Origin of the sequence: Novosphingobium marinum, assembly GCF_013408095.1 — a bacterium.
GTDB classification, from domain to species: domain Bacteria; phylum Pseudomonadota; class Alphaproteobacteria; order Sphingomonadales; family Sphingomonadaceae; genus Novosphingobium; species Novosphingobium marinum.
Genome location: NZ_JACBZF010000004.1, coordinates 72019 through 98701, shown reverse-complemented (window position 1 = coordinate 98701; position 26683 = coordinate 72019). Strand labels below are relative to the sequence as shown.

Annotated in this window: 20 protein-coding genes; 8 read left to right on the top strand and 12 right to left on the bottom strand. The window is 67.0% G+C overall.

The genetic code is table 11. The features are described from left to right. The first annotated feature begins 49 nt into the window (after window positions 1-49). The 4 genes from tssF to FHS75_RS11890 are packed head-to-tail and all read left to right on the top strand — an operon-like array spanning window position 50 to window position 7062. The gene (gene tssF, locus FHS75_RS11905) at window positions 50-1912 is read left to right on the top strand and encodes a type VI secretion system baseplate subunit TssF (protein ID WP_179407916.1); all 1863 of its coding nucleotides are present in this window, start codon (window positions 50-52) and stop codon (window positions 1910-1912) included. Then, the gene (gene tssG / locus FHS75_RS11900) at window positions 1876-2946 is read left to right on the top strand and encodes a type VI secretion system baseplate subunit TssG (protein ID WP_179407915.1); all 1071 of its coding nucleotides are present in this window, start codon (window positions 1876-1878) and stop codon (window positions 2944-2946) included. Before tssF ends, tssG begins: the two co-directional genes overlap by 37 nt. Beyond that, a complete protein-coding gene (gene tssH / locus FHS75_RS11895) occupies window positions 2943-5603 on the top strand; it encodes a type VI secretion system ATPase TssH (protein WP_179407914.1) in 2661 nt (886 codons plus the stop codon). Before tssG ends, tssH begins: the two co-directional genes overlap by 4 nt. Before the next feature lie 40 nt (window positions 5604-5643). Next, window positions 5644-7062: a class I SAM-dependent methyltransferase gene (locus FHS75_RS11890; RefSeq protein WP_179407913.1), complete on the top strand. Its 1419-nt coding sequence runs from the start codon at window positions 5644-5646 to the stop codon at window positions 7060-7062. Here FHS75_RS11890 and FHS75_RS11885 read toward each other — a convergent pair. Genes FHS75_RS11885 through FHS75_RS11865 form a run of 5 tightly spaced genes read right to left on the bottom strand, consistent with a single transcriptional unit; the run spans window position 7059 to window position 13193 of the window. After that, window positions 7059-8078, bottom strand: coding sequence for a hypothetical protein (locus FHS75_RS11885; RefSeq protein WP_179407912.1), 1020 nt, complete (start codon window positions 8076-8078; stop codon window positions 7059-7061). The genes FHS75_RS11890 and FHS75_RS11885 overlap by 4 nt on opposite strands. After that, complete coding sequence (locus FHS75_RS11880) at window positions 8068-8586, bottom strand: quinol:electron acceptor oxidoreductase subunit ActD (protein ID WP_179407911.1); 519 nt, start codon at window positions 8584-8586, stop codon at window positions 8068-8070. Before FHS75_RS11880 ends, FHS75_RS11885 begins: the two co-directional genes overlap by 11 nt. After that, entirely contained in the window at window positions 8583-9890 is a 1308-nt protein-coding gene (nrfD, locus tag FHS75_RS11875) for an NrfD/PsrC family molybdoenzyme membrane anchor subunit (protein ID WP_179407910.1), read from the bottom strand. The genes FHS75_RS11880 and nrfD overlap by 4 nt, the downstream gene beginning before the upstream one ends. Beyond that, window positions 9883-12567 (bottom strand): 4Fe-4S dicluster domain-containing protein, encoded by a 2685-nt coding sequence (locus FHS75_RS11870; RefSeq protein ID WP_179407909.1) that lies wholly within the window; start codon window positions 12565-12567, stop codon window positions 9883-9885. Before FHS75_RS11870 ends, nrfD begins: the two co-directional genes overlap by 8 nt. 17 nt (window positions 12568-12584) lie before the next feature. Then, the gene (locus FHS75_RS11865; RefSeq protein WP_179407908.1) at window positions 12585-13193 is read right to left on the bottom strand and encodes a cytochrome c3 family protein; all 609 of its coding nucleotides are present in this window, start codon (window positions 13191-13193) and stop codon (window positions 12585-12587) included. Between the two features lie 26 nt (window positions 13194-13219). Between FHS75_RS11865 and FHS75_RS11860 the strand changes: the two genes are divergently transcribed. Genes FHS75_RS11860 through FHS75_RS11850 form a run of 3 tightly spaced genes read left to right on the top strand, consistent with a single transcriptional unit; the run spans window position 13220 to window position 17126 of the window. Then, complete coding sequence (locus tag FHS75_RS11860; RefSeq protein ID WP_179407907.1) at window positions 13220-14263, top strand: cytochrome c oxidase subunit II; 1044 nt, start codon at window positions 13220-13222, stop codon at window positions 14261-14263. Beyond that, window positions 14260-16806, top strand: a complete 2547-nt coding sequence (locus FHS75_RS11855; protein WP_179407906.1) for a cbb3-type cytochrome c oxidase subunit I — start codon at window positions 14260-14262, stop codon at window positions 16804-16806. Before FHS75_RS11860 ends, FHS75_RS11855 begins: the two co-directional genes overlap by 4 nt. Further along, window positions 16803-17126 (top strand): hypothetical protein, encoded by a 324-nt coding sequence (locus tag FHS75_RS11850; protein ID WP_179407905.1) that lies wholly within the window; start codon window positions 16803-16805, stop codon window positions 17124-17126. Before FHS75_RS11855 ends, FHS75_RS11850 begins: the two co-directional genes overlap by 4 nt. 85 nt (window positions 17127-17211) lie before the next feature. Here the strand turns inward: FHS75_RS11850 and ligD are convergent, their stop codons facing one another. The 4 genes from ligD to FHS75_RS11830 form a co-directional block, all read right to left on the bottom strand. Beyond that, the gene (gene ligD / locus FHS75_RS11845) at window positions 17212-19740 is read right to left on the bottom strand and encodes a DNA ligase D (protein WP_179407904.1); all 2529 of its coding nucleotides are present in this window, start codon (window positions 19738-19740) and stop codon (window positions 17212-17214) included. Then, a complete protein-coding gene (locus FHS75_RS11840; RefSeq protein WP_179407903.1) occupies window positions 19737-20246 on the bottom strand; it encodes an MgtC/SapB family protein in 510 nt (169 codons plus the stop codon). Before FHS75_RS11840 ends, ligD begins: the two co-directional genes overlap by 4 nt. A gap of 5 nt (window positions 20247-20251) precedes the next feature. After that, complete coding sequence (ku, locus tag FHS75_RS11835; protein WP_179407902.1) at window positions 20252-21151, bottom strand: non-homologous end joining protein Ku; 900 nt, start codon at window positions 21149-21151, stop codon at window positions 20252-20254. A gap of 64 nt (window positions 21152-21215) precedes the next feature. Then, entirely contained in the window at window positions 21216-21464 is a 249-nt protein-coding gene (locus FHS75_RS11830) for a hypothetical protein (RefSeq protein ID WP_179407814.1), read from the bottom strand. Window positions 21465-21774: 310 nt separating this feature from the next. On the opposite strand from FHS75_RS11830, the gene FHS75_RS11825 reads away from it, so the two are divergent. After that, window positions 21775-22533, top strand: a complete 759-nt coding sequence (locus FHS75_RS11825; protein ID WP_229735575.1) for a Crp/Fnr family transcriptional regulator — start codon at window positions 21775-21777, stop codon at window positions 22531-22533. A gap of 7 nt (window positions 22534-22540) precedes the next feature. Here FHS75_RS11825 and otsA read toward each other — a convergent pair whose 3' ends face one another. The 3 genes from otsA to otsB are packed head-to-tail and all read right to left on the bottom strand — an operon-like array spanning window position 22541 to window position 26483. Beyond that, window positions 22541-23929, bottom strand: coding sequence for an alpha,alpha-trehalose-phosphate synthase (UDP-forming) (otsA, locus tag FHS75_RS11820; protein ID WP_179407901.1), 1389 nt, complete (start codon window positions 23927-23929; stop codon window positions 22541-22543). After that, complete coding sequence (locus FHS75_RS11815) at window positions 23926-25713, bottom strand: glycoside hydrolase family 15 protein (protein ID WP_179407900.1); 1788 nt, start codon at window positions 25711-25713, stop codon at window positions 23926-23928. The genes otsA and FHS75_RS11815 overlap by 4 nt, the downstream gene beginning before the upstream one ends. Then, the gene (gene otsB / locus FHS75_RS11810) at window positions 25710-26483 is read right to left on the bottom strand and encodes a trehalose-phosphatase (protein ID WP_179407899.1); all 774 of its coding nucleotides are present in this window, start codon (window positions 26481-26483) and stop codon (window positions 25710-25712) included. The genes FHS75_RS11815 and otsB overlap by 4 nt, the downstream gene beginning before the upstream one ends. Window positions 26484-26683 lie beyond the last annotated feature (200 nt).

Genomic DNA, 26683 nt, shown 5'->3' with positions numbered 1-26683 from the left:
GTATCATCGGACGAACAGACGCCGGGGCGGCCGGGAGCGGAGCCAGCTGATGGATCCGCGCCTGCTGCAATACTACAACGACGAGCTCGCCTACCTGCGCGAGGCCGCGCGCGAGTTCGGCGAGGAACACGAGACCGTCGCGGCGCGTCTCGGCCTGAAGACGCCGAACGATCCGGACCCCTATGTCGAGCGCCTGCTCGAGGGCGTCGCGTTCCTGGGTGCGCGCGTCCAGCTCAAGCTGGCGGACCAGTACCCGGAATTCACGCAGCACCTGCTCGCGGCGATCCAGCCGCACTACCTCGCCCCGATGCCGTCGATCTGCGTCGCCGGGTTCGAGCCCAAGGCGAGCGACCCGCTGCTGGCCGAAGGTTACACCGTCCCGCGCGGCACGCTCCTGACCGCGGCATCGACCGAAAACGCGGGCACTCCGGTGTCGTTTCGCATGGGGCACAACGTAAAACTCTACCCCTTGAGGATTTCCGAGGTCGAATACCTGTCCTCGCGTTCGGCGGTCGCCGCTTTCGCCGCCGCTGCCGACGTGCGCGCGGAAGCCGGCCTGCGGCTCCGCTTCGAATCGACGGGCGGCATCCCGCTCGAGAAGATCAAGCTCGACAGCCTGCCGCTCTATCTCGACGGGTCCGAGACGGTGCCGGGCGAACTTTACCGCCAGATCATCGGCGAGACGATCGCGGTCATGGGCAAGCCCGCCAAGTCTGCGTCGGCGAAACCCGTGATGATCGGACAGCCCGAGCAGGTCGGCTTCGACGACGACGAGGCGCTGCTTCCCGCAGAGGAGCGTTCCTTCCGCGGGTACCGCCTGCTCAGCGAATATTTCGCCTGCCCCGAACGCTTCCTCTTCGCGCGGCTGACCGGCCTCGACAAGGCATTTGCCGAGGCGCAGGGCGGCGCGTGCGACATCGTGCTGCTGTTCAACCGCTCTTCCGACACGCTGACCGGCGCGCTTTCTCCCGCGAATTTCCGGCTGTTCGCGGCGCCCGCGATCAACCTGTTCGAAAAGCAGCTGGGGCGCGTGCAGGTGACGGCATTCGATCACGAGTTCCACGTCGTGCCCGACCGTACACGACCGCTCGATTTCGAAGTGTTCCGCATGATCGATGTGTCGGCGCACATGCGCGACGACCAGGAGCCCCGGCCGGTCGCGCCGCTCTACGCGCTCGGTGCGCTGCTCTACGACTGGCGCGATGCGATGTTCTACCTGCCGCGACTGACGATGCGAAAGCTGTCGTCGCGGCAGCGCAAGCTCAAGAAGCGAAGCGACTACATCGGCACCGAGACCTGGATTTCGCTCAGCGCGCCGGGAAATCCGGAACGCCTGGCCGACATCAAGGAGCTTTCGGTCCGCGCGCTCGTGACCAATCGCGAGCTCGCCGGCGACCTGACCTTTCGCGGCACGCAGCATTTCACCCCGCCCAGCGGGCCGGTGCGTGCGGTCTCGGTGCTGCGCAGTCCCAGCAAGCCGCGCCCGCCGCTCGGCCTCACCGACGCGGCATGGCGCGTCATCGCCCACCTCACGCCGAATTACGCGACGCTCGCGCCCGAGGACGGCGGCGATCCCTCGATCCTGCGCGACCATCTCGCGCTCTACGGCCAGCGCGACGATCCGGCGATGCGGCGGCAGATCGACGGCATAACCGATGTCCGCTCGCGCTCGATCATCCGGCGCATTCCGGGCGGCGGCCAGATGGCGGTCGCCCGAGGGAGCTGCATCACGATAACGTTCGACGACGCCTCGTTCGAGAAGGGGCGGATGTTCCTTTTCGCCGCGGTCGTCGAAAGGTTCCTTGCCGAATTCGCAACGATCAACAGCTTTACGGAAACTATCGCGCAGTCACCGGGGGAAGGGGTAATCGCCAGATGGCCGGCCAGGATCGGACGGAAACACACGATCTGACGGCCCGGTTCCTGCAGGAGCAGGACCTGAGCCGTACGGGGCTGTTCCCCATCGTGCGCCAGATGGAGGCGCGCGTGCAGGGTAAGCCGCGCGTCGGCAGGGCGAAGCGTCCGGAAAACAGCGTGATCGACCTGGCGCAGGAACCGCACCTGCAATTCGCCGCGAGCACGCTCGCCCGGCTCGAGCAGATGAAGGGGCGGGCACGGCTGCGCGGATACTGGCTGGGGCTGACCGGCCCGATGGGGCCGCTGCCCACGCACATGAGCGAGTTCGCCTTCTTCGAAAGGCGTTATTCGAAGAAGCGGCCCTTCGGCGACTGGCTCGACGTGCTGGCGGGTCGGATGCTGCAGCTGTTCTACCGCGCCTGGGCGGATTCGCAGCCGGTGGCCCATGCAGACCGGCCCGGCGACGACAACTTCGCCGACTGGATCGCGGCGCTGACCGGCTGCAAGGAAGGCGCGCGCGAAGGCGACGCCTTTCTCCCCGATTCGCGCACGCACTATGCGGCGCTGTTCGGCGGCCTGCGCAGCGCCATCGCGATCGAGGATGCGCTGACCCACCTGCTCAGGCAGCCGGTGCGCGTCATCGAGTACGTTCCGCGCTGGCGCAGTCTCGAGCCCGAGGACCGCAGCCGCCTCGGCAGGTCCTTCGCGACGCTTGGCTTCGACGCGGTCACCGGCAGCCGCATGTTCACCGCATCCGATGCGTTCCGCGTGATCGTGCGCGCCGAAAGCCACCGCGACTATCTTTCGCTGATGCCCGGGGGGCAACGCTTCCAGGTCGCGGCCGAAGCGATCGAGGCGTTCAAGCCCACCCATCTCGAATGGGACCTCACCGTCGAGCTCGACGATGCCGACGCGCCCGCCGCGCGGCTCGATGGCAAGGCCCGCCTCGGCTGGACGGGATGGATAAAGAAACCGACCCCGCCGCGCGCCGTGCGTCGCGGGAAAGTCGTGGGGCCGCCCAGCGGCCGAATTCGCGCCGACGCGCACCTGCGCAAGACCAGCATGAAGAGAAGGAAGCCCGTGCAATGACAGAGATCAGCCGCAGCGCCCTGTTCGGTCGCCTCAATTCGACCGCGCTCAAGGCCATCGAGACCGCCACCGGCTTCTGCAAGATGCGCGGAAACCCGTACGTGGAGCTGGTCCACTGGATTCACGTGATGCTGCAGGACGAGCAGAACGACGTGGCATCGATCCGCAAGGCCTTCGGCCTGCACGACGAGACACTGGCGCGCGAGGTTGTCGCAACGCTCGACGGGCTGCCGCGCGGGGCGACGTCGATCTCCGACTTCTCGCCGCAGGTCGAGGAGTCGATCGAGAAGGGCTGGCTCTATGCCTCGCTGCAGTTCGGCGCCGCGCGCGTGCGCACCGGGCACCTGCTTTACGGCATGCTCAAGACGCCGACGCTGAAAAACGCGCTGTTCAACATCAGCAAGGAATTCCGCAAAATCCAGGTCGAGAAGCTGTCGAGCGAATTCGAGAGCATTTGCGGCACCAGCCACGAGAAGACGCAGAAAGACGGCGCGCCGGTCTCGCTCGCCACCGACGGCACCGAGGCATCGCCCGCCGGTCCCGTGGGCGACGGCGAGGCACTCGAGAAGTTCTCGGTCGATCTCACCCAGCAGGCGCGCGACGGCAAGATCGACAAGATCGTGGGCCGCGACGCCGAGATCCGGCAGACGATCGACATCCTCCTGCGCCGCCGCCAGAACAACCCGATCCTCGTCGGCGAGGCGGGCGTCGGCAAGACCGCGGTGGCCGAAGGCTTCGCCAAGCGCATCGTCGACGGCGATGTTCCGCCCGCGCTCCGCGAGGTGACGCTGCGTTCGCTCGACATCGGGCTGATGCAGGCAGGCGCGAGCATGAAGGGCGAGTTCGAGAAGCGCCTGCGGCAGGTCATCGACGAGGTCGAGCAGAGCGATTCCCCGATCATCCTGTTCATCGACGAGGCGCACACGCTGATCGGCGCGGGCGGCCAGGCGGGCACCGGCGATGCCGCGAACCTTCTGAAGCCGGCGCTCGCGCGCGGCAAGCTGCGCACCGTCGCTGCGACGACCTGGGCCGAGTATCGCCAGTACTTCGAGAAGGACCCGGCGCTGACCCGTCGCTTCCAGACGGTCAATGTCGGCGAGCCCGAGACCGACAAGGCGGTCGCGATGATCCGCTCGGTCGCGCCGATGATGGAATCGCACCACAATGTCGTCGTCCTCGACGAGGCGACCGAGGCGGCGGTCAAGCTGTCGCAACGCTACGTGCCGGCGCGCCAGCTGCCCGACAAGGCGGTCAGCCTGCTCGACACCGCCTGCGCGCGTGTCGCGGTGTCGCAGCACGCGACGCCGGCGCCGGTCGAGGACCGCGCGCGCCGGCTCGAACTGCTCGAGGTCGAGCGCGAGATCGCAGCGCGCGAGGCGTCGGGCCAGTACACCGATGGCGGTCGCATTCCCAAGCTCGACGAGGCCATCGCGGAGGCGAAGGCCGATCTCGACGAGATCAACGCGAAGTGGGAGCGCGAGAAGCAGGCGCTGGAGCAGGTGACCACCACCCGCAACGCGCTGTCCGAAGCGCGCGAGGCCGCCGGCGAGGGCGGCGAGGTCGAGAACGAGGAACAGCTCAAGACCGACCTGCAGGATGCGCTCAAGGCTCTGGAAGAGGCGCACGGCGACCAGCCGATGGTCTTTGCGGTGGTCGATCAGGACGCGGTCGCGGCCGTTGTCGGCGACTGGACCGGCATCCCGATGGGCCGCATGGTCAAGAACGAGATCGAGAGCGTGCTGACCATTGCCGACCAGCTCAAGAAGCGCGTCATCGGGCAGGATCACGCGATGGACGCGATTGCCAAGCGCATCCAGACCAGCCGCGCCAAGCTCGACAATCCGAACAAGCCGGTGGGCGTGTTCATGCTCTGCGGACCGTCGGGCGTCGGCAAGACCGAGACCGCGATGGTCCTGTCCGAACTGCTGTTCTCGGGCGAGGACAGCTGCATCGTCATCAACATGAGCGAATTCCAGGAAGCGCACACCGTCTCGACGCTGAAGGGCGCGCCGGCGGGTTACGTCGGATACGGGCAGGGCGGTGTCCTGACCGAGGCGGTGCGGAGGCGGCCCTACTCGGTCGTGCTGCTCGACGAGGTCGAGAAGGCGCACCCCGACGTCCACGAGATGTTCTTCCAGGTCTTCGACAAGGGCTACATGGACGATGCCGAGGGACGGCACATCGATTTCAAGAACACGCTGATCCTGCTCACCAGCAATGTCGGCACCGAACTCATCACCTCGATGAGCGAGGACGACGAGATGAAGCCCGATCCCGAAGGGCTGGCGCAGGCACTGCGTCCCGACCTGCTCAAGGTCTTTCCGCCCGCGCTGCTCGGCCGCCTGATCGTGCTGCCCTACTACCCGCTTTCGCCCGAGATGCTGAAGGGCATCGTCAAGATCCAGCTCGAGCGCATCGTCCGCCGCATCGGCGAGAACCACGACATCGAGTTCGTCTACGGCGACGAGGTCATGGACATGATCGTGTCGCGCTGCACCGAAATGGCCAGCGGCGGGCGCATGATCGACGCGATCCTGACCAACACGATGCTGCCCGAAGTCTCGGTCGAGCTGCTCAACCGCCAGATGGGCGGCGAGGTGATCAACCGGATCGAGGTCAAGGTTAAGGACGACGACTTCGCCTACGAATTCGCCTGAGGCGAATGCGGAACATGGCGAAGCGACCGGGAGTGCTTGCGTGAAGACGACTTACGACATCGTCGAATACCCGTCGATGCTGCTGGAAACGGCGCATCCCGATGTCCACTGGGCTCTCGGTCGGCTTGCCGGGCTCGACATGCCCGATCCCTCGACGGCGCGCCTGCTCGAAGTCGGCGGTGGCGACTGCGTCAACCTGTTGAGCCTCGCCGCCGCCTGGCCGAAGTGCGATGCACACGGCTTCGACCTGTCCGAGGCAGCGATCGGGCGCGGGCAGGACCTCGTGAAGGCGGGGCGGTTCGACAACGTCACGCTTGCGGTCGACGACGTGATGGAGGCACACAAGCGCTATCCGGCGCGCAGCTTTGACTACGTCGTCGTCCACGGCCTTTATGCCTGGGTGCCGCCGCAGGTGCGCGAAGGCATCCTCGAGCTGCTCGACCACGTGTTGTCGGACAACGGCGTGGCTTTCGTCAGCTACAATGCGATCCCCGGCGGGCATTTCCGCAAGATGCTGCGCGACACGATCAAGTTCGAGCTCGAAGGCGTGGACGATCCCGACGAGGTCAAGCAGATCACGATGCGCGTCCTGCACGAATACCGCGACCGGACCGAAGACCACCCGATGATCGCCTGCCTCAAGGAGCATGTCGATTCGATGCTGGACCGGCCCTGGGGCGCGCTGTTCCACGACGAACTGGGAGAAGTCTACTATCCGCAGAAGCTCGTCGATGTCGTCCGCGCCGGCGCCCGGCACAACTTGCGCTACCTGACCGATTCGGGCCGGCACCTGAAGCTGCAGGGCTTTTTCGAGATCGGGGAAGATGCGCCCTTCAATTCCGCGAAGGCGGACGAGCTTATCCTGCGCAGGCAGATGCGCGGCGACTTCCGGGATATCCGCTTTTTCCGCCAGTCGCTGTTCGTCCGGCCCGAACGCCGGATCGACAGGACGATCGATTTCGAGCGCCTCTCGGACATGTGGCTCGCAACGCCGATGTCGCGCGGCGAGGACGGGCGCTTCCACGTCGGCAAGGACAATTTCGAGATACCCGACGGAGACTTGTCCGACGCGCTGGAGCAGGCCGGGTCGGTCTATCCGCTGCGCGTGAAGGTCTCCGACATCGCGCGCGGGCCGGACCAGCTGCGCCCGCTGCTCGCCATGTTCGCGCATCGTTTCCTGACGCTCCATCCGGGCCCGGAACCGTGGGTCCGCAAGCCCGGTGAGCACCCGAAACTGAGCCCGATGGTGCGCGCCAAGTTCGGGGCGGGGGACGAGGAAGTCTTCAACCTGGCGCAGGACAAGATCCGGATCGCGCAACCTCCGCTCCGGGCGTTCCTGGCAGCCGCGGACGGCTCCCGCACGATTCCGGAAATTGCCGCCATGGAACTCGGTGTCCCGGCCGAGGAGACCGAGCAGGCGCTGACCGTTGCTGCGCAGCGCGCCCTGCTGATCGCCTAGGCACCTTGCGCCGGCCCGATGCGCGCATCGTACCAGGCACCCAGCAGCCAGAGCCACGCCGCCCAGACAGCGAAGACGGCGGCGAAGCTGGCAAGGTCCGGCAGGTCGGCGCCCGCGAACCACCAGACGGTATGCATGAGGTAGGCGGCAAGCATCAGGATCGAGGCGATCAGCATTACCTTCTGCCGCCGCGACCACAGCAGGAGGAAGACCGCCGCGCCCGCGACTAGGGCGGATAAGGGCAGGAGACCGGGCGCGCCTTCGAAGCGGGCGAGGTACCAGCCCGCCGCGTCGGGCAGGTTGCCGTACCAGGCGATGAGGTACTGGACGACGCTGGCCCAGATCGACAGCAGCGCCAGCGACAGCAGCGTCGCCGCCAGGCTCCGGAACTCGATGCGGTCGCCCTTTTCGCGCTGGGCGAGGTGGTAGATGAAGGTGATCGCCAGCGCGCCGGCAAGGTGCCCCGTGATCGCGATGAACGGGACGATCGGCGTCCACCAGCGCGGCGCGCGCACGAGGTCCCAGTCGATCAGCAGCACGGCGAAGGCAGTGGCGACCAAGGGCAGTCCGATCATGGCGACCTCGCGGCGCAGCGGGCGCAGGCGGATCATCGCGGCGACGAAACCCAGCGCCAGCGCGAAACTCCCGGCGAGCCGCAGCAGCACGAACCAGTCCGCGAACCACGCCTCGCGCCGGGCCGTCTCCTCGATGCCGCGGGTGACGAGCGCGCTTGCCATCTCGGTCTGTCCGACGAGCGGCAGCGCCAGCACCAGGCACACGGGCAACGTCGCACCCGCCGGCAGCAGCTCGTCCTCGACGAGGTCGAGCCACTCGCGGCGCAGGAGGCTGCCGATCATCGCGAGCATCAGGCTGGCAAGCGCAAGGCCGGTGATCGCAGTGACGCCCATCCGCCAGCCGTCCGCATCGACCAGCCCGGCAAGGCCAGCCGCGACGACGGCGAGGGTGATCGCGGCCAGCACCAGCCAGGGGCGTGCAGAGAGCGGCTCAATCCTCACCGCGCAGGACCTCCACCCGCAGGACGCCGTCGCGAGCGGCAAGTTCGCGCTGCAGCCGGTCTGCCTCGTCCACCTCCGTCTCGACCGTCACGAGGATGCCGCTGTTGCCCAGCACGTCCGACATTTCCGAGGAGAACAGCCGGGCGCGCAGGTCGGGCAGGCCGGAATAGCGCAGGAATGCGACCGTCGACGCGATCGCCGTCCACATCATCGCCAGCGCGATCGAGACGAACAGGTACGTGAACCAGTTGACCGGGCGGCCGCCGATGTCCTGCGGGTAGGCCAGTCGCCCGGTGTAGTACTGGATCGCCAGTCCCGCCGCGACCGCGATCACGGCGACGACTGCCGCGATGTGCCCAAGCCGGACGGGCCGCGTCTCGGCCGGCGGCTTCGCATTTCGCAGCGGCACTTGCGAATGGATTTCGGCGCGATGGCCCTCGCGCAGGTCCGCGTAGAGATCGCACGCCGCGTCCTCGTCGGCGAGGCAGGCGACGATCAGCACGCTCATGCCACCAGCTCCGCATCGTCGGCGCGGGTTTCGTAGATCGAGACGACCGGGACGAACCGCACGAACAGGATCGCGATCAGCGCGAAGAGGCCCAGGCTGCCGAGCAGGATCATCCATTCGGTGATCGTCGGGACGTATGAACCGATCGGTCGCACCAGCCGGTCGTGGACGATGCCGATGACGAGGACGGCGAGCGAATCAGCCCAAGTGCCGACCGCGATGCACAGCGCGATGAACAGCGCCCACGGCGGGCTCATGCGGATGCGCCGGAACCACAGCAGCTGCGGGATCGCCTTGCTCAGGAGAACGCTCAGCCAGCTGATCCAGGCGACTTCGCTCGTCGTCCAGGCACCGAACGCGTCGAACCTGGACGGCGGGCCGAGGAATTCGACGAGGCCCGTCACTCCTACGAGAAACGTCGATATGAGGACGGCGGCGAGCACGATGTGCCCCAGCCTGTCCAGGATGTCCCGGTCGCCCGGATCGTGGAGTCCGAACGTCATCTTGAGGATCGCGATGAAGCCGAATGCGACGGCGAGGCCCGACGCCAGGTGGCTGAAGACGAGGCGGATGGGCAGTCCGCTGTCATGCCAGTCGGGCACGATGGTCGAGGCAAGCTCGAGCGCGACGACACTCTGCATCGCGAAGATGAAGGGTATCATCGCCAGCGCGACGAGGCGGTGTGCGCGGGCATGGTAGGCCCATTGCGCGCTCGAACCTGTCCACCCAAGCGCGAGCAGGCCGTAGATTTTCTTGCGCCGCCCCGGCTTCGCGCGGTCACGCATCAGCGCCATGTCGGGCAGCGCGCCGATGAAGACGAGCGTGGCGACGGTGATGAGGTGCGCGATGATTGCCCAGAAGTCCCAGGTGAGCGCGCTCAGCGGGTTGGGAAACAGCCCGGTCGATTGCGGGATCGGCGCGGTCCACCATGCCAGCGCGGGCCGGCCGAGGTGGATGACCGGGAACACGCCCGCGCAGATCGCCGCAGCCAGCGCAAGCGCCTCGGCGCAGCGGTTGACGGCAAGCCGGAGCGGCGCGCGCCACAGCACGAGCAGGCAGGTGAGCAGCGCGGTGCCGTCTGCGATGCCGATCCACCAGGAGTAGTTCGCGAGGTCGAAGCCCCAGACGAAAGGCATGTCGTTGCCCCAGCGCCCGATTCCGGCAATCGCGGTGATTGCAAGGCCCGCCACCAGAAGCGCGACGAACAGCGCCGCGATGCCGAGCGCGATCCACCAGCGCCGCCCGAAATCGTGCGACAGCGGCTTGCCGGCGATCGCCTCGAGACTGGCTTCGCGCTCAGCCATCGCCGCCGCCGTCCGCGTTCAGCCGCGCGAGATAGGTCGTGCGCGGCCTCAGGTTGAGCCCGTCGAGCAATTCGTAGTTGCGCGGGCTGCGCCGCGCCTGCGAAACTTCGCTGGCCGGGTCGGAGATGTCGCCGAACGTGATTGCCTGCGTCGGGCAGGCCTGCTGGCAGGCGGTCATCGGCACGCCGCCGCCCTCTTCGACGCGCGCCGCCTCTATCCGCTGCACGCAGTAGGTGCACTTTTCCATGACCCCGCGGTCGCGCACGGTGACGCGGGGGTTGGTGCCCTCGTCGGGCCGGTTCGCGGGATCCTCGCGATAGTCGTACCAGTTGTACTTGCGCACCTTGTACGGGCAGTTGTTCGAGCAGGACCGCGTGCCGATGCAGCGGTTGTAAGTCATCTGGTTCAGCCCCTCGCTCGAATGCGTGGTGGCGCCGACTGGGCACACCGGCTCGCACGGCGCGGTCTCGCAATGCATGCACGGCACCGGCTGAAACGCGGTTTCGGGATTGTCGCGCCGCCCGCGATGGTACTTGTCGATGCGCAGCCAGTGCATCGCGCGGCCCATCCGGGTTTCCTCCGGCCCGACGACCGGGATGTTGTTCTCCGCCTGACAGGCGATGGTGCAGGCGTTGCAGCCGATGCAGGCGTCGAGGTCGATCGCCATGCCCCATTGCCTGTCGGCACGCCGCTGCGGATCGACGAACGAGGGGCCGAACGGCTCGTCGCGGATCGCCGGTGCGCCTGGCCGGGTCCAGCGAACGGCATCGATATCGTCGGGGGTCTGGTAGGGGCTTGCCCGGACGAGCGCGACATGCCGGCCCGTCGCACGCAGGGTGACGCCGTACAGCAGCGGCCCGTCGCCGCGCAGGGCATAGGCGTTCGCTCCGATGCCCGATCCGACGCCTGCGAACTGTCGCCCGTAGCCGAGCGAGATGCCGAGCACCTCTTCCGCCTGTCCGGGCAGGATCCTGGCGGGAGCGGTCAGCCGCCGCGCGCCGTGGCGCAGCTCGATCTCGTCGCCGTCCTTCAGGTCGTAGCGGTCGGCCAGGGCGGGCGCGATGGTGACGGCGTTGCCCCAGGCAAGACCGGTCAACGGGTCGGGCAGCTCCTGCGCCCAGCCGTTGGCGGCCAGCGCCCCGTCCCAGACGGTCGCATCGGGCAGGAAGGCGAGTGCAAGGCCCTGCGGCGCGGCGAGCGACGGAGGCAGGGCCTCGATCGCCGTCGCCGGCGCGGCGGGAAGCGGCGCAGGGACGGGACTCCAGCTTTCCTGGCCCAGGTCCTGCGGCGAAGCACCGTGAGTCTGCGCGACGAGTTCGCGCTCGCTGCCCGTCACTCCTGCGAGCCGGGCGAGGAACTCGATCGCGCTGATCCCCGCGCCGGGAGCGACCGGTCGAACCGGCGATACCGAACCGTCGAACGCGCGCAGGTCGCCCCAGCTTGCAAGGTGCGGACGCGCCGCGAGGTGCGTTCCGCAAAGCCGCGCGGTTTCGTTGTCCTCCTCGCCGAGATAAAGGCTCGCCTTGGCCCCCGCCATCGCCTGCAAAAAGGGAACCTGGGCGGGGGCGTTGTACGCGGGATTGCCCGAGAGGATGAGCAGCCGCTCCACCTCGCCCGCCTCGAGCGCGGCTGTAACGTCGGCTATGCCCGGCAGGCCCTCGAGCGTGCTCTGCCATCGTTCCGGTATGGGCCCGCCATAGCGCGCGGCGAGCGCGGCGCGCAGGTCCCGCGGCACCTGCTCGCCAACCGCAAGGACGCCGCGGTCCCCGGCGGCATCGAGCGCAGCCGCGATCCGGCCGGCCTCGGGATCGGCGACGGGGTCCTCGGCGAGCGCGCGGGCGATCCGCTCGATCCGGGCGGGACCGGCGACGATCCGCCTGTCCGCGCGCGCGCCGGTCAGGCTCGGCACGCTTTCGGCGACGAGCATCGTGTGTGCCTCGCCCGCGTCCAGCGCCGCCCTGCGCCCCGCCATGAAGTCGGCGGCGTGGCGCACCTGCATCGGTCCGGGGCCGAGGAAGTCGGCGCCGAGGCTGACGATTGCGTGCGCCGTGTCGAGGCCGGCTACGGCGTTCGCGGCGAGTGCGATTGGGCGATGCGCATAAAAGCGCGCCTGCGGCAAGGCCGCGCGCGCCTCCTCTACCATGCGCTCGAGCGTAGGCGATGCCACGGGCTCGATCAGGATGTGCAGGCCCGCGCCGCCGCCTTGCCGGGCCGACCGAGCCAGCGCATCGATTGCGGCGTGAAGCTTTTCCGCTGCTCCTGCACCGCCGCGAAGCAGCGCGCGGTCCGGGCGGGCGGGGTCGTAATACGAAAGGATCGCGGCCTGCGCGAAGATGTTGCTTCGCCCCAAACTCGCCGGATGGTCGGGATCGCCCTCGATTTTCACCGGCATCCCGTTCGCGGTCTTGACGATCACTCCGAAGCCGAGGCCATTCATCGCAAGTGTCGTGCGCCGGTCGGTCGTGTCCCAGTCGCGCGAACCGGGGCTTGCCTTCCGTGCCGGGTTGCCGCCCTCGCAACCCGAAGCAAGCGCCAGCGCGGCCGACGCGCCCATCAGCCGCATCGCCATGCGCCGGTCGACCAGCGCCGCTTCGGCAAGGTGTGGGAAATGCAGGCGGGCTTGGTCGATCGCATGGGCCTCGCCGCCGATCTCGCGCCACAAGGCCCCACCGTCCATGTCGCCCGGCTCCGCCATCAGTAGTGGCACACCGAGCAGTCGGTGAGGTCGCGGCGCCAGTCGGAATGGATCGCTATGCGCCTGCCCTCGACGAACTTGCCGTCAGCGGACTGGGCCGCGCGGTGGCAATCGACGCAGAAATCCATGGTCAGGCTCTTCGCCTTCTCTACTTGCTCCATCTCCTCGACCTTGCCGTGGCAGGTGGCGCAGGTGACGCCAGCCCTGGCGTGAGCGCCGTGGTGGAAGCGGGCATGGTCCGGCAGGAAGCTCACCGCCTTCCATGCGACCTGCCGGTCGCCCGCCTGCGCTTCGTGCAGCGGGCGCAGGTCCGGCGTGCCGCGAAACAGCCCTTCATGGCATTCGAGGCAGACCGCGTTGGCGGGAATGCCCGCGCTTGCCTTCGTTTCCGCACCCGCGTGGCATCGCTCGCAGGTCAGGCCGACTTCCTCGATATGCTGCTTGTGGCTGAATGGGATCGGCTGCTCGGCCTTGCTGCCGACGCCGTGCGCCGCGCCCGTTGCCGACCGCACGATGAGGATCACGACGACGGCCCCGATGAGCAGCAGCGGCAGCCACGCCAGTCGCCGGAGCCGCCTGACTTCCTTCGCGGTGAAAAGCTGCGCCATCGGCACTGGAAACCCATCGCGTCCGCATGTGTTCCTTTCGCGACGGACGCTGGTTCGAACCCGGAACCGAAAGTGCGGCCCGTCGGTTTGCGCGCGACGGGAAGGCGGGAAACGATGGCGGGGCATACCACTTCGAAAGCGGCGAGTTGAAAAGGGGCGCGGCCCTCGTCCTCGAAGCCGCCGGGCCGGAAGCGGCGCCGGTTTCCGTCCTGTCGGTCGCGCTGTTCGTCGGCGGCGGGCTAGTCCTTCTCGTCGTCCTCGTCTGGCTAGGCATCGCCCTGTTCGGGCCGCAGCGCTGGCGCGAGCGGTTTTCGGGCGAAAGGCCGATCCTTGGCCTTGGCCTTGCATTTCCGGTTGTGGTGCTGACCGGCCTGCTCGTTATCGGCCTTGCCATGACCGCCTCGCTGTCTTCGAGCGAGGCGAAGCCGGGCGCGCTACCGATCCGTATCGAGGGGGAGCAGTGGTGGTGGCGGGTGAGCTACCCAGGCTTCGAGACCGCGAACGAAATCGTCATTCCGACGGGCCGGCCGGTGCAGCTCCAGCTCGTCTCCGACAACGTCATCCACAGCTTCTGGGTGCCGCAGCTTTCAGGCAAGCGCGACATGATCCCCGGGCACGACAACCGGCTGAACATCCAGGCGGACCGGCCCGGCACCTACTTCGGCATCTGCGCTGAATACTGCGGCGGCCCGCACGCGCTGATGCAGATGCGCGTCCACGCGCTGGCGCCTGCCGACTACGCGCGCTGGGAAGCGGGGCAGCGGCGGCGGGCGGCGGTTCCGGGCGGGCCGGAAGCACGCGAAGGCGCCGAGCTTTTCCTGACCATCGGCTGCGGCAAGTGCCACACGGTGCGCGGCACGCCGGCCAACGGCCACGAGGGGCCCGACCTCACGCACATTGCCTCGCGCAGCACGCTCGCTTCGGGGATCATGCCGATGGGGCGCGACGAACTGACGCGCTGGACCCGGCGCGCGCAGGACATCAAGCCCAACAACCTCATGCCCGAATATCCCTATGCGCCGGTGCGCGAGATCGACGCGATCTCGGCCTACCTGATGGAGCTCGAATGACCGCGGAGGAACGCTTCGAGGCATTCGAGAAGGCGAAGGCGAACCTTCCCGACCGCGCGCCCCGGCCCGAAGGCGAGCTGGAACTGCTCGAGAAGGTATGGGCTAAGCCCCGCGGCTGGCGCGTCCTGACGGTAGTCAACAACGACTACGTCGGTTCGTGGTACGTCGGCGCAGCGCTGCTTTTCTTCGTGCTGGCGGGCATCCTTGCCCTGCTGATCCGCCTGCAACTCGCCATGCCGCTCAACGAATTCATGGGGCAGGAGACCTACAACCAGGTCTTCACCATGCACGGCACGATCATGATGTTCCTGTTCGCCGTGCCAGCGGTGGAGGCAGCGGGCGTGCTGCTGTTGCCGCAGATGTTCGCCGCCCGCGACCTGCCCTTTCCGCGCCTCTCGGCCTTCGCCTTCTGGGCCTACCTGATCGGCGGTCTCGTGTTCTTCACCTCGTTGTTCTGGGGAGTCGCGCCCGACGGCGGCTGGTTCATGTACCCGCCGCACACCAGCTACGTATTCTCGCCCGACAGCAACCAGGACTGGTGGCTGCTGGGCATCGGCTTCATCGAGATTTCCGCGATCGCGGGCGCCATCGAAATCGTCGTCGGCACGCTGAAGACGCGTTCTCCGGGCATGACGCTCGACAAGCTGCCGGTGTTCGGCTGGGCGATGCTGGTCTTCGCCGCGATGATCATAGTCGGGTTTCCCGCCGTCATCCTCTCGACGATCCTGCTCGAACTGGAACGCGCGTTTCACTGGCCGTTCTTCATCGCCGGGCAGGGCGGCGACCCGCTGTTGTGGCAGCACCTGTTCTGGTTCTTCGGCCACCCCGAAGTCTATATCATCTTCCTGCCCGCCGCCGGCCTGATGTCGATGATCATCCCGGTCGTCGCGCGCACTTCCCTCGTCGGGTACCGGCTCGTCGTCTTCGCGCTGATCGCGACCGGGTTCATCGCGTTCGGCGTTTGGGCGCACCACATGTTCGCGACCGGCATTCCCGACATTTCGGTCAGCTTCTTCTCGGCAGCGTCGATGGCGGTCTCGATCCCGGCGGGCGTGCAGGTCTTTGCGTGGATCGGCACGCTCATGGCGGCGAAGAAGATCGAGTTCAACGTGCCCGCGCTGTTTTCGATCGGGGCCATCGTGATCTTCGTGATCGGCGGTCTGACCGGCGTGATGGTGGCGATGGTGCCGTTCGACTGGCAGGCGCACGACAGCTACTTCGTCGTCGCGCACCTGCACTACGTGCTGATCGGCGGGATGGTATTCCCGCTGTTTGCCGCGATCTACTACTGGACGCCGATGGTCAGCGTTAACGCGCTGTCCGAAAAGCGCGGCAAGTGGGCGTTCTGGCTGATGTTCGCAGGGATGAACCTGACTTTCATGATCATGCACTGGACGGGCATGATGGGCATGCCGCGCCGGGTTTATACCTACCTGCCCGAACAGGGCCTCGGGACGGTGAATCTTATCGCGACGGTGGGCGCGTTCGTATTCGCCGCCGGTATCGCCATCGTGATGCTCGACCTTATCCAGAAGTTCCGCTTCGGAGAGCCACCTGCGGGCAACGTATACGGCGGCGGCACGCTCGAATGGCTGCCTCAGGGGGACTACGCTGCACGCTCGATGCCGGTCGTCGACAGCCTCGAGCCGCTCTGGGACCACCCCGAACTCGCCGAGGAGTCCGACAAGGGCCAGTGGTTCCTCCCCGACTCGCCTACCGGGCGGCGCGAGACGATCGTGACCAGCCCTGTCTATGCCGTGCCGCAATACATGGTGACGATCCCCGGCCCGAGCGAGTGGCACCTGTTCGCCGCGATCGGCACGGCGGGCTTCTTCCTCGCGCTGACGGTCAAGCTGCTGTCGCTGGCGGCCGTTTTCGCGATCCTGGCGGTCTATTCGGTATGGCGCTGGATGTGGGAGCTGGAGGGAGAGCCGGGGCCGGACATCGCAATCGGCGGCGGCATGAAGATCCCGCGCTACGTCTCGGGGCCAATGAACCACGGGGTGTGGGCCGCATGGGTGCTCGTCACCGTGCTCGGGATGATCTTCGCGTGCTCGATCTTCGCATGGTTCTTCCTGTGGGGACGCCAGCCCGGCTTCTGGCCGCCCGCCGGCCTGCTGCCGCCCACCACCGACGGCCTGCTGGCATCGGGCGCTCTTTACCTCGCCAGCGGCTTCGCGGTCTGGCGCGCGACCGCCTCGCTCCCTGCGAAGGGCGAGAGCGCGGTGCGATACGCACTGTGGCAGGGCGGAGCGCTCGTGCTGCTGGCCGCTGCGTTCGCAGTCGAACTGATAAGCCGCTGGCATATCTCGCCGTCCGCCAACGCCTACGGCGCGATGGTCTACCTCTACAGCTTCCTGAACGGCGAGGTGATCGCGATGCTGGCGATCTACGCCGCGTTCAACATCGCCGCGTTCTGGAAGGGCCGGATGGATCGCGAACGGCGTGTCGGGCAGGAATGCCTGCAGATCCTGTGGCTGTTTCTCGTCGCGCAGGCGCTCATCGGTTTCGTGATCGTCGGCGGCTTCAAGGTGCTGGCATGAGGGCGCAGGACGACAAGCTTACGCCGTGGGTCGCGATGCTCGGGCCGCCGACGCTGTGGTTCGTGCATTTCGGCTTCGTCTATGCGAGCGCGAGCCTCGAGATGGTGTTCACCGAGCGCGCCACGCTGCTTTCGCGCCTCGTCATCGCGGGCGGGACGCTGCTTTTCCTCGCCGTCATCGGCTGGCTTGGCTGGAAGGCTCCGCGCTTCGCCCCGGTCGCGGGAAAGGTGCGCGAATTCTGGATCGGCGTGACGCGGATCACCGCCGCCGTATCGGCCATCGCGGTCGTCTACCAGGCGATGCCGGCCTTGTTGGTCTGAGGCGGCACCGGCCCGCTCCCCCACCGGGCCACCCATGGAATACTGCCGTTGTGTTGCCGGGTGGGGGAGCGACGGCGCCGTTGCATCACACGTCGGGCAGCTTCTGGTCGGCAAAGCCCCAGCCCGCGAGCGACTTCGATCGCGCGCGTTTCAGCAGCTTGTCGGCATCGTCGATGGAGAACGCATCGGCGCCGTCGAAGCCCGAAAGCTCGTTCCACGCGATCGGCGCGGCGACCGGAGCACCGCTGCGCGCCCGCGCCGAGTAGGGCACGACCGCCGTCGCGCCGCGCTGGTTGCGCAGCCAGTCGATGAAGATCTTGCCCTTGCGCTTGGCCTTGCTCATCGTCGCGGTGAAGCGGTCGGGCTCGGCCAGCGCGAGAGCTTCCGAAAAGCGGCGGGCGAAATCCTTGTGCACGTCCCAGCCGTGGCCGGGCAGGACCGGCGCGACGACATGGACGCCCTTGCCGCCCGACAGCATGGCGAAACTGGTAAGCCCGATGTCGCGCAGCCGGTCGCGGATGTCGGTTGCCGCCTGCTTCACGTCGCGGAAGTCCAGCCCCTCGTCGGGGTCGAGGTCGAAGATGAGGCGGTCGGGCTTCTCGACCGCGCTTGCCCGCGAACCCCAGCCGTGGAATTCGATCGTGCCCATCTGTACGCACTGCAGGATGCCCACGGCATCGTCGATGTAGAGGTAGTCTTCCGCCGACCCGTCCTTCTCGGTGATCGGAACCTTTCGCACGTGATCGCCGAAGCCGCCGCTGTCGTGCTTCTGGAAAAAGCACTTCTTCGCGCGCCCCTGCGGACATCGCACCAGGCTGATCGGCCTGTCGGCGGCGAAAGCGAGCATCAGCGGCGCGATGCTGTAGTAATAGTCGGCAAGCTGGCCCTTTGTCTGGCCGCTGTCGGGAAACACGACGCGGTCGCGGCTGGAGATCGCGACCTTCGTCTCGGGCGCGGCCTTTGCCCCTGCCTGCGCCTGTTCGGGCGTCACCTCGTCGGCATCCTTGTCGGTTCGCAGGCCGAGGAAGCTGGCGTGCCGGACGCGGCCCTCGGCGGTAAATTCGGCAAAGGCGATCTCGGCAACGAGCCTGGGCGTCACCCAATGTGCCCCGCGCGCGTCGGATTTCGGCACGTCGAGCGGCGGCGTCTTGCGTGCGATGCGTGCCAGTTTCGAGGACAGGTCGTCGAGCGTATCGGCGTCGAAGCCGGTTCCGACCTTGCCCTTGTAGGCAAGCTCGCCGCCCTTGTGCTGGGCGAGGAGAAGCGAGGCGAAGGGCCGCGCCTTCGAAGTGCTTTGCGACCAGCCCACAATCACGAATTCCTGCCGGTTGGTGCACTTCACCTTGACCCAGCTTTTCGAGCGCCGCCCGCGATAGGGCGCGTCGATCCGCTTCGAGATGATTCCCTCCTGCCGCGCGTCGCACATCGCCCTAAGGAGCTTTTCGCCCGCGCCGATGACATGGTCGGCGACGTGGATCGGCGGGCGTGCATCGCGCAGCAGCGCTTCGAGGCGTTCCTTGCGCTCGATGTTCGCAAGTCCGGTCAGGTCCCGACCGTCGAGTTCGAGGAGGTCGAAGGCATGGAAATCGAGTGCGTCGGCCTGCGACTGCGAACCGTGGCCGCGCTTGAGCACCGCCTGCAGCGTCGAGAAGTCCGGATTGCCGTCGTTACCGCGCGCGACGATCTCGCCGTCGATCAGGCAGGGCGGCAGGCCGAGCGCGGCGACGTGCTGTGCGAGCGGGCCGAACTTGTCGGTCCAATCATGGCCGTTGCGCGTGTAGACGCGAACCACCTCGCCTGCCGCAGAGACAAGCGCGCGGTACCCGTCGAACTTTATCTCGTGCATCCAGCCATTGCCCGCCGGAACCTCGTCGACCAGCGTCGCCAGTTGCAAGGCGCGGAATATCGGAGGCTTGTCCGGGGTCTTCTGGCGCTTGCGCGCCGGCTTGCCGGCGTCAGCGTTGTGCTCGGCAGCGGCCTTCATCTGCGCCTTGAAGTCCTTCCCGTCCTTGCCCTCCAGCGCGAAGCGGCCTTCCTTGTCCGCGGCGATTTCCGCCATCGAGCGGCCGGTCAGCACGCTCGTCAGGCAATGCTCGACGAGGCGGTCGCCCTCTTCGGCGTATTCGTCGCGTATCTTGCGCAGCAGCCAGTTTTCGCGCTTCTCGCCCTTGCGCGGTTTCATCCGGACGAGCAGCCACTCGCCCTTCATCCGCTCGCCGTGGAGCACGAAGTGGAGGTGGCCTTCCGCGAGGTCCTTCGCGCTCTTGCCCGCGATCGGCTCCCACGTGCCCTTGTCCCAGAGCATGACCGAGCCGCCGCCGTACTCGGCCCTGGGGATCGTCCCTTCGAATTCGGCGTAGGCGAGGGGGTGGTCCTCGGTGCGCACGGCAAGGCGCTTGTCGTCGGGGTCGGGGCTGGGGCCCTTCGTGACCGCCCAGCTCGTGAGCACGCCATCGGTTTCCAGCCGCAAGTCCCAGTGCAGCCGCGTCGCATCGTGCTTCTGGACGATAAAGAGATTGCCGTCGTCGCTTCCCTTCGCCTCGCCCGCGGGTTCGGCGGTCTTCGCGAAGTCGCGCTTTGCGTTGTAGTCGGCAAGCGGGTCGGCCTTGCTCAATTGCCGACCTCCTCTTCGTCATTCTCGGCGTCCTTCTCGTCGAGCCTGCGATCCTCGCTGAAAACCTTTGATTCGATGGTGCGCAGCAAGGTCATCATGACCAGGCTGATAAGCGAAGCGATCAGGACCAGCGGCCATTGCCCGGCGCCGCAGGCGATGCCGATCACGCTCGCCAACCACAGGTGCGCGGCGGTGGTCAGGTTGTGCAGGCGCCCCCGGCTGAACACGACGAGCCCCGCCCCGACGATGCCGATGAACGCGCCCGTCGCTTCGTACAGGCGCAGCGCATCGACCCGCTGGCTGTCGAGCTGGAAATTGAGATTGAGGATCGAGACGGTCAGCGCGGCGGCGGAGAAGCACACGATGCCGTGCGTGCGCATGCCGGCGGCGTGCCCCCTGATCTCGCGGTCGAGGCCGAGGAGCAGCCCCAGGATCGCTGCGACGCCGAGCCGGAGCAGCACGTTCCAGTCGAGGAATTCAAGGGGGACGTGGGGGTTCAGTTCCACGGGGATCAGGCCCGCTTGCGGCTGCGCCCGGACGAGGATTTCGAGCGGGCCGGAGATTTCGAGCGGGACGGGGATTTCGATTTCGACGAACCCGAACCCTTCGATGCCGACTTGCCGTCGCCCTCGACCGACTGCCTGAGCGCGGCCATCAGGTCGATGACGTTGCCGCCGGACGACGCCGGTCCTTCCTCGACGTCCTCGATGACGGCGTCGCCCTTTGCCTTCGCCTTCTTGTCGATCAGGTCCTTCAGCGCGGCGACGTAGCGGTTCTCGAACTCCCCGGGTTCGAACGGCGCGGTCTTCTTGTCGATCAGCGTCGCCGCAAGGTCGAGCAGCTCTTCCTCGGGATCGTCGTCGGGGATGTCGCGGAAATAGGTTTTCGCCTCGCGCACCTCGTCGGCATAGCGCAGCATTTCGAGAACGATGCCCTTGCCGCAGGGCTTGAGCGAGACGAGCTGTTCGCGGCCGCGCACCGAAAGCTGGCCGAGAGCCACCTTCTTCGAAGCGCGCAGCGCCTCGCGCAAGACGATATAGGCTTCCTCCGCCAGATCGTCGGCGGGAACCACGTAATAGGGCTTCTCGAAATAGAGCACGTCGATCTCGTGCGCCTCGACGAACTGCACGAGTTCGAGTGTCTTGCGGCTTTCGATCCTGACCGCCTCGATCTCCTCGTTCTCGAGCAGGACGTAGTTGCCCTTCGAAATCTCGTAGCCCTTGATGATCTCGTCGGTGCTGACCGGACCGACGCCCGGCACGACCTTTTCGTACTTCACCGGCTTGCCGCTCGGCTCGTGGATCTGGCGGAAGCTGATCGACGCGCCCGACTTGGTCGCAGGATAGATCTCGACGGGAATCGATACCAGCGCCAGCCGGATCTGGCCTTGCCAATACGCACGTGCTGCCATCGCGATAGACCCCTTTCCGGGAACAAAGCTCCCGAAAGGGGTGCAGGTTCCCGAACGCGGGGGCTCAGGCGCCCTTGAAGTGATCCACGATCCGCGGGTCGAGCGGCTCGCGAAAGCGGACGATCACGTGCTTGCCGCGCCGTTCCTCGGCCACGACGGCTAGCGGGCCGATCGCGCCGATCCATAGCGAGGCTTCGCCTTCAGCCAGCATCGTGCCCGTCTCGCTCACGAGGTCGCACCTGTCCGCTGCCAGGTGCGATACCAGCACGCCCGCAGCCTGGGTCGCGCTGACGCAATCGCCGTGAATAGCCATTGTCCGGCTCCGCTCGCCATTGATGCGCGTCGCGCCAGGGCCGATCCGCCCTCGACGACGCTCCTGCCGTTGAACGACGACTGTTGCCGGAGAGTTTCATGCTGGAGGCGTTTATCGGCCAGTCGCTCGCCAGATGCGGCGGGCGGATCGCGCGCTTGCGGCGGCCGCGTCTGTCGGGAACATATGTGAATATCAGGCGATAAGCTTATGGGGATAAGGCGTCGCACTTGCCGTGACGACGCCCGCCATCTACCGTTAACAAAGATCAATACCGCTTTTCCTGCGGCGCACGCCTCGAAGAAGATCCTGTTTGACCGATAGCGATTACCCCCTCTCCGGCCTGTTCCTGAGGGGACGGTTGCGTCACGCGATGACCGAAGAGGACAAGTCGGTTCTCGAAGGACTGTTCGGAGAGCCGGTTCGCCTGAACGACGGCGCCCGCATCGTCAGCCGGGGCGAAGTCGCCGATCGCAGCACCTTGCTGATCGACGGCTTCATCGCGCGCTCGATCACCGACAAGTCGGACGGGCATATCGTCGGCCTCCAGGTACCGGGCGATTTCGTCGACCTCCACGCCTTCGCGCTCAAGCGCCTCGATCACGATGTGACGGCGATCGGGACGGTAAGCGTCGTCTACGCCAGCCACGAGAGGCTGACGGGCGTAATGCGCGAGCAGCCGCACCTTGCCCGCCTGCTGTGGTTCTCGACGCTGCTCGACGCGGCGATCCACCGCGAGTGGATCCTGAAGCTTCAGGAACTGCGCGCCGACCAGAGGCTGGCGCACATCATCGTCGAATTGTGGCACAGGCTGGAATTCGTCGGGCTGGCCGATCCCCACGGCTTCAACATGCCGCTGTTCCAGTCGCATCTGGCCGACGCCTGCGGGACCACCGCGGTCCATATCAACCGCGTCATCCGGTCGCTGCGCGAGCGCGGGCTGGTCGAGATCAACCGGGGACGGGTCACGATCCCTGACAGGACCGCGCTGGAGGAATTCGCCGGCTTCCGGCGGGACTATCTCTACGGCGAAGGGACGCTGGCGGTCGGGACCGAGCTGGGGCCGTTCTGACGGGCGATCAGTTCGCCCGCTGCTTCTGGAACAACTCGGCGACGAAATCCTCGCGCCACTTCACCACGTCCTCTTCGCGCACCGACTTCATCAGCGCTTCGTAGCGCTTCTTGCGCTCGGTCCTGGGCATGGCGAGGGCTCGGCTGATGGCCTCGCTCACTTCCTCGGCGCTGTGCGGGTTGATCATCAGCGCGTCGGGCATCTGCGAGGCCGAGCCCGCAAAGCGGCTGAGGATCAGCACGCCGGGGTCCTCCGGGTCCTGCGCCGCGACATATTCCTTGGCGACGAGGTTCATCCCGTCGCGCAGCGGAGTGACGAGACCTATATCCGCCGCGCGGTAGTATCCCGCCAGTTCGGCGCGCGGATAGCCTCGGTTGACGTAGCGGATGGGCACCCAGTCGACATCGGCGTGCGCGCCGTTGATGTGGCCGGTCTTGGTCTCGAGGTTCTCGCGAATGTTCTGGTACGAAGCGACGAGTTCGCGCGAGGGCGGGGCGATCTGCAGAAGGATGACGCCGCCCGCCATCTCGGGATTGTCGGACAGGAAGCGTTCGTAGCTGTCGAACCGTTCCGCCAGACCCTTCGAATAGTCGAGGCGGTCGACGCCGATGATGATCTTGCGGTCCCGCGCGCTCTTCACGAGGCGGTCGCAGGCGTCCTGCGCCATCTTCGAGCGCGCTCCCTCGGTGAATTCGTCGAAATCGATGCCGATCGGGAATGCCTTCGCCTGCACCGTCCGGCCCTTGTACTCGACTGTGCCGTCGGGGTGCGTTTTCCCGCCCAGTTCCTTTTCCACGTAGTGAAGGAACGATTCGAGCCATTCCTGCGTCTGGAAGCCGATCAGGTCATACTGCAGCATCGACGTGACAAGACGCTCGTGGAAGGGGAGCGACACGAACAGCCGCGTCGGCGGCCAGGGAATGTGCAGGAACAGGCCAATGCGGTTCTTGACGCCCTTTTCGCGCAGCATCGCACCAAGCGGCAGCAGATGGTAGTCGTGAACCCAGACGAGGTCGTCGGGCTCGACAAGCGGCATGACCGACTGCGCGAACCGCTCGTTCACGCGTTCGTACCCGCTGCCGAAGTGCCGCTCGTACTCGGTCAGGTCGATGCGGTAGTGGAACAGCGGCCAGAGCGTCCGATTGGCGTAACCGTTGTAGTATTCGTCAATGTCCTGCTGCTCGAGGTCGATGGTCGCGGTGGTCACGCCCTCGTTGCGCTGCATGTCGAGGTGGCCGGTGAACTCCTCGGTCTCCTTGCCCGACCAGCCGAACCAGATACCGCGATGCTCGCGCAGCGCGGCCGAGAGGGCGACCGCGAGGCCGCCCTGCGCGCCCGCCGCGCTTTGTGCCTTGGGGGCCGAAACCCGGTTCGAAATGACGATGAGCCTGCTCATCTGACGTCTCTCCACAGCCGGGACAGCAGCCCGGCGCAATTGATTATCCCGACCAGCGAATAGGTCTGCGGGAAGTTGCCCCACAGTTCGCCCGTCTCGAAGTCCATGTCCTCCGACAGGAGGCCGCTCTGGGTACGGTGGCTGAGCATCGTCTCGAAAAGCTGGCGGGCCTCGGCGTCGCGCCCTGCCAGGTGCAGCGCCTCGATGAGCCAGAACGTGCAGATGTTGAACGCGGTTTCCGGCCTGCCGAAATCGTCTTCCGAATCGTAGCGGAGCATGTGCTCGCCGCGGCGCAGCGCCTTCTCGACCGCGGCCAGTGTCGCCTGGAAGCGGTCGTCGCGCGAATCGACGAAGCGCAGCTCGACGAGCTGCAGGAGGCTCGCATCGAGCTCCTCGCCGCCGAAGCTGGCGGCGTAGTGGCCGGCTTTCTCGTTCCAGGCATTTGCCTCGATCGCCCCTCTGATCGCGTTCGCGCGGTCGGTCCAGAATTTCTGGCGGTCCGCGAGTCCCAGCACCTCGGCGGCATTGGCGAGCCTGTCGCACGCCGCCCAGCTCATCACCGTGCTGTAAGTGTGAACCGCGGTGCGGGTGCGAAGTTCCCACAGGCCGGCGTCGGGCTGGTCGTGCATCTTCCACGCCATCTCGCCCACTTTCTCCAGGCTGGCGAAGTCCTCCTCGTTCGCCATGCGAAGCAGTCGCCGGTCGTAGAAGGCCTGGATGTTCGGCAGGATGATCTGTCCGTAGCAGTCGTTCTGCACCTGGTGGTAGGCCGCATTGCCGACGCGTACCGGCCCCATGCCGCGATAGCCTTCCAGCCCGTCGGCCTCCCATTCGACCAGCTCGCGCTGGCCGGTGACCGAATAGAGCGGCTGGATCATCCCGCTTTCCGAATCGTCGACGAGGTTGCGCAGGTAGGCGAGGTATTTCTCGAGCACGTCGAGCGCGCCCAGCCGGTTCAGAGCCTGCACGGTGTAGTACGCATCGCGGATCCAGCAGTAGCGATAGTCCCAGTTGCGCTGCGAATGCGGCGCTTCCGGGATCGACGTGGTCAGCGCCGCGACGATCGCGCCCGTGCCCTCGTGCTGGCAGAGCTTCAGCGTGATCGCGGCGCGGATCACCGCGTCCTGCCATTCCAGCGGGGTCGCAAGGCCGCGCACCCACAGCCGCCAGTAGGCCTCGGTAGCCTCGAGCATGCCGTTGACCTCGTGCGCGACGTTGCCGACGAAGGGCTCGTCCGGACCGAGGAAGAAGTGCAGGTCGCGCTCGATCCGAAAGTACCGCTCCTCGATCAGGTAGCCGACGGACGCATTGGTGGTCAGCCGCAGCGGATGCTTGTCGACCAGGTAGCGGATGTGATTGGTCCCGTAGGTCATCGCCGCGAGCGAGGAACCGTAGCCGTTCATCGGCATCAGCCGCATCTTGAGGCGCGGGGAGCCGCAGACCGGGCGGATGATCCGGATATAGGACACCGGGCGGAACATCCTGCCCGTGCGCTCGAAGCGCGGGCAGAAGTCGATGACGAGAACCTCGCCGCCCGACTTGTCGACAAGGCGGGTCAGCAGGATCGGCGTGTTGCGCATGTAGCGCTGGTCGACCGAGACCTGATCCTCGAGCTCGACATCCCACGAACCGCCCAGCATCTCGTCGCCGCCGTTGCGCAGCAGCGAGCAGAACACCGGATCGCCGTCGACGCGCGGGACACAGCCCCAGACGAGGCTGCCCTTCGTGTCGATGAGGCCGCTTACCTGGCAATTGCCGACGGGCCAGAGTTCGAGGTTGTTCATGCCAGCGCCGCCTTCAGCCAGCGGTGGACCTCGCCGACGCCCGAAAGCCGCCAGCCCGCCGCGCTTTCGCGCTCCTCGCCGACAAGGATGGCGGTGCCGCCGTGCTCGCGCACGATCTCGAATGCGTCTTCGTCGGTCACGTCGTCTCCCAGGAAAAGGGGTGTGGCATCGCGGAATTGCTCCATGTCCATGAACCTGGCGACCGCGCTGCCCTTGTCCGATCCGGGCGTGAGCAGTTCGACCACCATCTTGCCACGCTTCATCTCGAGGCCGAGGCGCGCGGAGAGCTCGCTGGCGAGTTCGAGGACCGCATCCTCGCGGGCGGGAGCCGCGCGGTAATGCATCGCGATGCCGAGCGGCTTCGCCTCGGCCAGCAGTCCCTCGCTGTGCGAGACGAAATCGCGGACCTCGTCCTCGGCTTCGCGCGGGAGCGGCGGGGCGAGCAGTTCGACCGCGTCGCTGCCCGACGGGCGGAACTCGCCGCCGTGCGAGCCTGCATAGGCGACGTCGAGCTTGCCGAGGTGCCGGTCGAGATCGGCTACCGCGCGCCCGCTGACGATCGCGAGGCGTCCGTCGAGCCGGGTCGAGAGCGCATCGAGCAGGCCGGGCAGCGCCGGGTCCACCGCGATGGCATCGGGCTGCGGCGCGATGTCGACGAGCGTGCCGTCGAAATCGAGGAACAGCGCGCAATTGGCCGAGCAATCGAGCGGCGGCGGGGCGGGAAGCGCGTTCCGGCCCGCCGGGCGACAATCGTTGGTGTCGGTGGTCATCGGGTCCAGAGTAATAGCAGCGCGGCCCCGCACGCCAACCGGAAATCCTTCGGTTGCTGCGCGTGCAATCGCCCTTGCCCCGCTTGCAACCTCGGGACCGGCGCGCCATGTGTGCGCTCGCGAAACGTGTGCGCTCGCAGAACGGGGGCGCCGGTATACGCGCCAGGCAGGCGCGTCCCACACGCCCGGGGGATTGCCAG

Excerpts from the sequence above, each read along its gene's own strand:
- tssF (WP_179407916.1), top strand. The coding sequence starts at position 50 with ATGGATCCGCGCCTGCTGCAATACTACAACGACGAGCTCGCCTACCTG.
- tssG (WP_179407915.1), top strand. The coding sequence starts at position 1,876 with ATGGCCGGCCAGGATCGGACGGAAACACACGATCTGACGGCCCGGTTC.
- tssH (WP_179407914.1), top strand. The coding sequence starts at position 2,943 with ATGACAGAGATCAGCCGCAGCGCCCTGTTCGGTCGCCTCAATTCGACC.
- FHS75_RS11880 (WP_179407911.1), bottom strand. The coding sequence starts at position 8,586 with ATGAGCGTGCTGATCGTCGCCTGCCTCGCCGACGAGGACGCGGCGTGC.
- nrfD (WP_179407910.1), bottom strand. The coding sequence starts at position 9,890 with ATGGCTGAGCGCGAAGCCAGTCTCGAGGCGATCGCCGGCAAGCCGCTG.
- FHS75_RS11870 (WP_179407909.1), bottom strand. The coding sequence starts at position 12,567 with ATGGACGGTGGGGCCTTGTGGCGCGAGATCGGCGGCGAGGCCCATGCG.
- FHS75_RS11865 (WP_179407908.1), bottom strand. The coding sequence starts at position 13,193 with ATGGCGCAGCTTTTCACCGCGAAGGAAGTCAGGCGGCTCCGGCGACTG.
- FHS75_RS11860 (WP_179407907.1), top strand. The coding sequence starts at position 13,220 with ATGTGTTCCTTTCGCGACGGACGCTGGTTCGAACCCGGAACCGAAAGT.
- FHS75_RS11855 (WP_179407906.1), top strand. The coding sequence starts at position 14,260 with ATGACCGCGGAGGAACGCTTCGAGGCATTCGAGAAGGCGAAGGCGAAC.
- FHS75_RS11850 (WP_179407905.1), top strand. The coding sequence starts at position 16,803 with ATGAGGGCGCAGGACGACAAGCTTACGCCGTGGGTCGCGATGCTCGGG.
- ku (WP_179407902.1), bottom strand. The coding sequence starts at position 21,151 with ATGGCAGCACGTGCGTATTGGCAAGGCCAGATCCGGCTGGCGCTGGTA.
- FHS75_RS11830 (WP_179407814.1), bottom strand. The coding sequence starts at position 21,464 with ATGGCTATTCACGGCGATTGCGTCAGCGCGACCCAGGCTGCGGGCGTG.
- otsA (WP_179407901.1), bottom strand. The coding sequence starts at position 23,929 with ATGAGCAGGCTCATCGTCATTTCGAACCGGGTTTCGGCCCCCAAGGCA.
- FHS75_RS11815 (WP_179407900.1), bottom strand. The coding sequence starts at position 25,713 with ATGAACAACCTCGAACTCTGGCCCGTCGGCAATTGCCAGGTAAGCGGC.
- otsB (WP_179407899.1), bottom strand. The coding sequence starts at position 26,483 with ATGACCACCGACACCAACGATTGTCGCCCGGCGGGCCGGAACGCGCTT.